This is a genomic window from Streptomyces sp. NEAU-W12, assembly GCF_026242095.1.
GTDB lineage: Bacteria > Actinomycetota > Actinomycetes > Streptomycetales > Streptomycetaceae > Streptomyces.
The window spans coordinates 290836-296835 of record NZ_JAPJDM010000008.1 but is presented as its reverse complement, the minus strand read 5'-3'; the positions used below and the strand labels follow the sequence as shown (position 1 = coordinate 296835).

At 67.8% G+C, this 6000-nt stretch carries 6 protein-coding genes; all 6 read right to left on the bottom strand.

What is annotated here, in order from left to right; all coding sequences use genetic code 11:
• Positions 1-1046 (bottom strand): IS701 family transposase (locus tag ORI94_RS12850; protein WP_266074667.1); only part of this gene is annotated, 1046 nt, incomplete at its 3' end.
• A gap of 295 nt (positions 1047-1341) precedes the next feature.
• Positions 1342-1896 carry a TetR/AcrR family transcriptional regulator gene (locus ORI94_RS12845; RefSeq protein ID WP_266074648.1) on the bottom strand — a complete coding sequence of 185 codons (555 nt, stop codon included), beginning with the start codon at positions 1894-1896 and terminating at the stop codon, positions 1342-1344.
• 133 nt (positions 1897-2029) lie between these two features.
• A complete protein-coding gene (locus ORI94_RS12840) occupies positions 2030-2497 on the bottom strand; it encodes a nuclear transport factor 2 family protein (protein WP_017568687.1) in 468 nt (155 codons plus the stop codon).
• A gap of 252 nt (positions 2498-2749) precedes the next feature.
• Positions 2750-4033 (bottom strand): IS701 family transposase, encoded by a 1284-nt coding sequence (locus ORI94_RS12835; RefSeq protein WP_266074666.1) that lies wholly within the window; start codon positions 4031-4033, stop codon positions 2750-2752.
• Between the two features lie 429 nt (positions 4034-4462).
• Positions 4463-4882 carry a PRC-barrel domain-containing protein gene (locus ORI94_RS12830; protein WP_266074647.1) on the bottom strand — a complete coding sequence of 140 codons (420 nt, stop codon included), beginning with the start codon at positions 4880-4882 and terminating at the stop codon, positions 4463-4465.
• A gap of 374 nt (positions 4883-5256) precedes the next feature.
• Positions 5257-5535, bottom strand: coding sequence for a hypothetical protein (locus ORI94_RS12825; RefSeq protein ID WP_266074646.1), 279 nt, complete (start codon positions 5533-5535; stop codon positions 5257-5259).
• Between the last annotated feature and the right edge of the window lie 465 nt (positions 5536-6000).

Below are 6000 nucleotides of genomic sequence, written 5' to 3'. Positions count from 1 at the left end.
GTCAGAAACGCCAGCGCGAGCATGGCGAGCGTGATGTGCCGGTGCCAGGAGGTCCAGTGCCTCACCTGGTAGTGGTCGAGTCCGACCTGGCCCTTGGCGGCCTGGAAGCACTCCTCGACGCTCCAGCGGATCCCGGCGACGCGGACCAGTTCGGCCAGAGGCACTTCGGCGGGTGACCAGCACAGGTGGAAGGCGAGTTCACCGGTAGTCCGGTTACGTCGGATGAGCAGGTGGCGGTGGCAGTCGGTGCCGATGTGGATCCAGGCCCAGTCGTAGGACCGCGGGCCCTTCGCACCGTTTCCGGCGCTGTGGCGCTGCCAGGCCGTGGCGGGCAGGCGGCCGGCGACGGTGTCCGCGCGGACGGCAGTGCGGCCGTGGTTGATTCTCACCCGCATCGAGCAGGCGACGGCCAGCACGTAGCCGGTGCCGCGCGCCTCGAGGGCGGCGCGGAGCTGGGGGTCCTGGCCGTAGGCTTCGTCGCCGGTCACCCAGGACGCGGTGATCCCGGTGTCCAGCGCGGCGGCGATCATCTCCCCGGCCAGGCGGGGCTTGGTCGTGAACTGGATGTCCTCGGGGATCCCGGCCGCGTGACGGCGTTCGGGATCGGAGCACCAGGACTGCTCGGGCAGGTAGAGCCGACGGTCGATCAGGGCCCGTCCCCGGCTGGTGGCCAGGGCGAGGAAGACGCCGACCTGGGAGTTCTCGATGCGTCCCGCGGTGCCGGTGTACTGCCGTTGCACACCGGCCGAGGCCCGGCCCTTCTTCAGGAAGCCGTTCTCGTCGACGACGAGAACGGCGCCGTCGGCGCCGAGGTGTTCGGCGGTGTACGCGCGCAGGTCGTCGCGGACCGCATCGGCGTCCCAGCGGGCGTAGCGCAGCAGGCGCTGCATCGGGCCCGGCTGGGCCAAGCCGGCCTGTTCGGCCGGCTGCCAGCAGTTCTTGCGCTCGACGTTCGACAGTAGCCCGAGCAGGTAGGCACGGGCCGCGGCCCGCGGCTCAACTCGCCCGAAGCGGCCCGCGATCCGGGCCATGACCTGGTCGAACATCGCCCGCCGGCGGGCAGGGTCTACGCTATGGCCCGCGGCCACCGCACGATCTTCAGGAGTCCACACAACCCCCGATGATCACGCGGCGGCCGCACCCGTTCCCAGCCGGGTCCGCGACAAGATCGCGAAACCAGACTGGAGTACTAATCCGGGACGCACTTGTGGCACAACTTCTGGGACGGTCCTGACCTGGGCAGTGTCGATCGACGTCGACACCGTCGGACGGCGTCCCAGTTCCAAGGAAGTGGGACGGCCTGGCCGGCCGCCTACATAGCCGCCTGTTTTTCGGCGGAAGCTACGGCGACTCCCGGTGGGCGAAGCTACCGCCGTTCGAACGAGACCGTTGTCCGCTGAGGGTCCGCGCCCAGGGCTCGTCGACGTCGGCCAGGCCGAGGGTCAGCGTGACATTTTCGAGCATACCGGCGCCGAACCAGTGCCGGACCGCAGCGTCGTCGTGGTTCAGGAGCTCACTGACGAGTTCGACCTGCCTGGCATAGCACGTGCGCAACGCCTCAGCCACGAGCGGCTCATCGGCTGCGCAACTGGCCTGCATGAGGAACCGCATGACGTCCCGGTCCTCGATCAGGGTGCTGTAGGCGGACCGGATCGCACGCATCACCGCCTCCGGCTGCCGGTGCGGCCCGGCCTCATCGGCGTCGGCTTCGGCGCCGGTCAGAGCATCCGAGATCAGCTCGGACACGTGGAGGATGGCACCGGCGAACAACGCCTCCTTGCTGGCGAACAGGCGGTAGACGTAGGGCTGAGAGATTTCGGCCCGTTCGGCGATCTCACCAGTGGTCGTGCCGTAGTAACCCTTGCGCGCAAAGCAGGCCACGGCAGCGTCCAGCACGACTCGACGGCGTTGATCGCTCTTCACTCTGGAGCCAGGGGCGGGCATGTCTCCCAGTATCTCACTGCGGAGTGGGACAGGGTGCGACGGGGCAAGACGGGTGGGTGACCCGTCTCACCCCGTCGAACCGGGATCAACGCTCCGAGGGCCACGACACGTCTTGGCCGCTGGCCGCCTCGTCGGGGGTCATGGCCTCGATGACCACGAGAGGATTCCAGTAGTCGACGAACTGCTCGACCAGGCCCGCCTCGTCGAGGCGGATCACCGTGATGACTGTCTGCTCGTACGGCTTGCCGGTGCTGAGGGCGATTCCCTCCGAGCGGTATTCGGCGACCGCGGTCCGGGGGTTGGCCGTCTCGATGAACTTCACGTCGACGAACTTCACGTCGAAGGTCTGCGGGAAGCCGCGCATGTGGGCGATCAGCGCCTCGCGTCCCTGCACCAGGGTAGGCACACCGGCGGGGGCGAAGGGGAACTCGACCGTGCCGTCCGCGGCGTACAGCTCGATCCACTCGTCGATCTGGCCGGACGACACCAGCCGAAGGTGCTCTGCCAGGGCGTGCTGTGCGGGGGTGAGCTCGCGGGTCGGGTTGACGCTCATGAATATTCCTCTGTTAGTGGTTGAACAATAACAAACGTAACAGGGAGACCTCCGAGGAGCAAGGGTGAGGGCCGTCACGGCCCAGCCAGGACAGACGTCGGTAGTCCGACTCTGGTTTGGGAGGTGCAGCGCAGGAGCGGCACCGTTTGGATGACGGCTGTGTCCCGGGAAGTCACCACGTCCGCGCACGCGCACGACCTCGGGCGTACTGCTCTCGCGGCCCATCTCATGGGCGTCGATCACGACTCGGACCTAGTACTCCAGTACGGTTTCGTGATCTATCCAGCAGGATCGTCGTCGGTAGTGGCTGCGGCGGGCTGTTGCCTGGTGGCGTGTGCGCCAGTGGGACCAGTGCAGCAGTCTGCCCGCGGTCACGGCCGGTGCCGTGGGGACGGCGGCGAGCAGGTGGCGGATCTCGGGGACGGTCAACGTGATCGGGTCGCTGCCGCGGGTGGGGTGGAGTGGATCGACGGGCCGCTGTGGTGCCGGGTCGGCGGCAAGGGCGGTCAGAAACGCCAGCGCGAGCATGGCGAGCGTGATGTGCCGGTGCCAGGAGGTCCAGTGCCTCACCTGGTAGTGGTCGAGTCCGACCTGGCCCTTGGCGGCCTGGAAGCACTCCTCGACGCTCCAGCGGATCCCGGCGACGCGGACCAGTTCGGACAGGGCCACCTTTGTGGGTGACCAGCACAGGTGGAAGGCGAGTTCGCCGGTGGTGCGGTTGCGACGGATGAGCAGGTGGCGGTGTTCGTCGGTGCCGATGTGGCTCCAAGCCCAGTCGTAGGACCGCGGGCCCTTCGCACCGTTGCCTGCGCTGTGCCGCTGCCAGGCGGTGGCGGGCAGGCGTGCGGCGAGGGTGTCCGCGCGGATGGGGGTGCGGCCTGAGTTGATCCGCACCCGCATCGAGCAGGCGACCGCGAGAACGTAGCCGGTCCCGCGTGCCTCCAGGGCGGCACGCAGTCGCGGGTCCTGGCCGTAGGCTTCGTCACCGGTCACCCACGGTGCCGGCACCCCGGAGTCCAGCGCGGCGGCGATCATCTCCCAGGCCAGGCGGGGCTTGGTCGCGAACCGGACTTCGTCGGGTATCCCGGCCACCCGGCGGCGTTCGGGATCGGTGCACCAGGACTGTTCGGGCAGGTAGAGGCGGCGGTCGATCAGGGCCCGTCCCCGGCTGGTGGCGTAGGCGAGGAAGACGCCGACCTGGGAGTTCTCAATGCGCCCGGCGGTGCCGGTGTACTGGCGCTGGACGCCCGCCGAGGCGCGGCCCTTCTTCACGAAGCCGGTCTCGTCCACGATCAGCACCGCGCCCTCGGTGCCGAGGTGTTCGACGGCGTAGGCCCGGATATCGTCACGGACGGCGTCGGCGTCCCAGCGGGCGTAGCGCAGCAGGCGCTGCATCGGGCCCGGCTGGGCCAAGCCGGCCTGTTCGGCCGGCTGCCAGCAGTTCTTCCGCTCGGTACGCGACAGCAGCCCGAGCAGATAGGCACGGGCCGCGGCCCGCGGCTCAACCCGGCTGAACCGGCCCGCGATCCGGACCATGACCTGCTCGAACATCGCCCGCCGGCGGGCGCCGTCTATGCTGTGACCTGCGGCCACCACACGATCTTCAGGAGTCCACACAACCCCCGATGATCACGCGGTGGCCGTACCCGTTCCCAGCCGGGTCCGCGACAAGATCGCGAAGTCGCACTGGAGTACTAGTCGCATGACCGGTGTGCAGTGTCAGGCGTAGAAGTGGCAGCATCGGTGCCCTAACCTGATGCTTCGTCAAGCCAGTGCCCTGAGGAGCAGGGCAGTTTGCTTGAGGTCCCTGAGCCGAGGCTTGGGGCGGGATCCGATCCCCTGCACGTAGAAAGTGCCTTCCGCCTGGACCGATAAAACCCCTCGACAAGGTAGATCGTTCCAGCGCAGAAGGCACTCTCGCGTTCTCGCCCATGATTCGGACGGCGCCCGGGTTAAGCCCCGAGGTCAGTGGTAGTACGGGTAGCCCGGGTAGACGTAGCCGGGGCCCCAGAAGGGCGCGTAGCCGTAGTAGTCGTACACGCTCCCGTAGAAGGCGGTTTCGTCGACGAGGTCAGGATCGTAGGGCGGTGCTCCTGACACCTGTTCTTGGGACTGATCGATGTAAACGTAATCGTCGGTGACCCTGGTGACGGCGTCGACCGGAATGAACGACTTCTTCTGGCCGATGCCCAGGAAGCCCCCGTGCTCCACGAGCAGGAAGCGGACCTTCTGCTCCGTTCCGTCGATCAGCAGGTCATCGACCTTGCCGAGCTCGTTGCCTTGCGTATCCGCCATCTTCCGCCCCCGGACGTCCTCATCGGGTGCGGCGACCGTCTGATCGGAGTCGCTGAGCTTGCTGAGGACGGGAGTGCTGTTCGCTGTCATGTGGCTTCTCCTTGCCTGAACGCAGAGCCAAATGAGTGGTGGTCGGCAGCGCGACCGAGTGCGGTGGCGCCGTGCTCGTCGCGTTGCCATGTACTGCCCTGAGGGAAAGGGCTTCTGACGTGCCGGTGTCGTCCGGATCCGTGAGTGCCTCGTCAGTGCGGACCGCGTACCCGGCTACGGCCTGATGACTCCACCGGTACCTCTGCTGCTCCTGTTGTCCAACGAACATCTGACGCGGAAGGCCGGGGCGCTTCGTCAATCGCGGTCCGATCCGGGCCGGGCCCCGGCAAACCGCCTGCTTGTGTGAGTGCGGCACGTCTCTCTCAGCGGTTCCTCCTGTCCAGGACCAGCGTTGCCAGCGAAGCTCAGGAGGATCACTCCTGCTGATCAGCAGGGTCGTAGCGGCGCAATACCTTGCCCGCCTTCGCGTCAACGTCATGGACGGTGACTTCCTCGCCGAAGACGTTCGTGACACCGACTTCCCAGACGGCTTCGCCTTCGCATGCGCTCAGCCTCACGCCAGTGACCGGTCCGTCGGTGGAATCCCTGGCCTCAAGGGCTGCTTCCCCGGGCAGAAGTGTCGCCCGTTCCAGGAGGGCGAGCAGCGCCTTCGTGGCCTCGCTGTCCAGTGTCGGCCCGGGCTTCTCCTCCACCCGGCGCCGGGCGCCCGGCGGTCGCCGCGAGGCGCACGATCCGTGTCGCGCCGTCCTGCGTGGCGATGGTGCTCTGCCAGAAAGGCGACTGCGACTCGGGCTCCTTCAGTTCGATGGAGACGAGTTCCCCATGGGAAACGGGTCCTCCCGCCCATGCTCCTCCTCCCCGTCGCCGCAGGCGCCGAGGAGCATCGACGCGGCAACAGCGCCGCACAGCCCCATAACGGCAGCGCGCCCCCGCCGTCACCGGGCAGTGTCCTTTGCAATCTTCATGAGGGACTCACAACCCCGTCCTGCAGGAGCGCACCCCGAGCCCGGAGTGTCGTGGAGGGTGCTGTCGCCACCAGCCAAGCGGGCGGCCTTCGACGGGAGACGCGCATGGTGCGTTTCACAGATCGGTTCCCTTCCGTTCCGGATGCCGGGATCTGAGCCCCACAGCCCTGATGACCTTCGTGAGCGCAGTCG

Excerpts from the sequence above, each read along its gene's own strand:
- ORI94_RS12830 (WP_266074647.1), bottom strand. The coding sequence starts at position 4,882 with ATGACAGCGAACAGCACTCCCGTCCTCAGCAAGCTCAGCGACTCCGAT.
- ORI94_RS12840 (WP_017568687.1), bottom strand. The coding sequence starts at position 2,497 with ATGAGCGTCAACCCGACCCGCGAGCTCACCCCCGCACAGCACGCCCTG.
- ORI94_RS12835 (WP_266074666.1), bottom strand. The coding sequence starts at position 4,033 with ATGGTCCGGATCGCGGGCCGGTTCAGCCGGGTTGAGCCGCGGGCCGCG.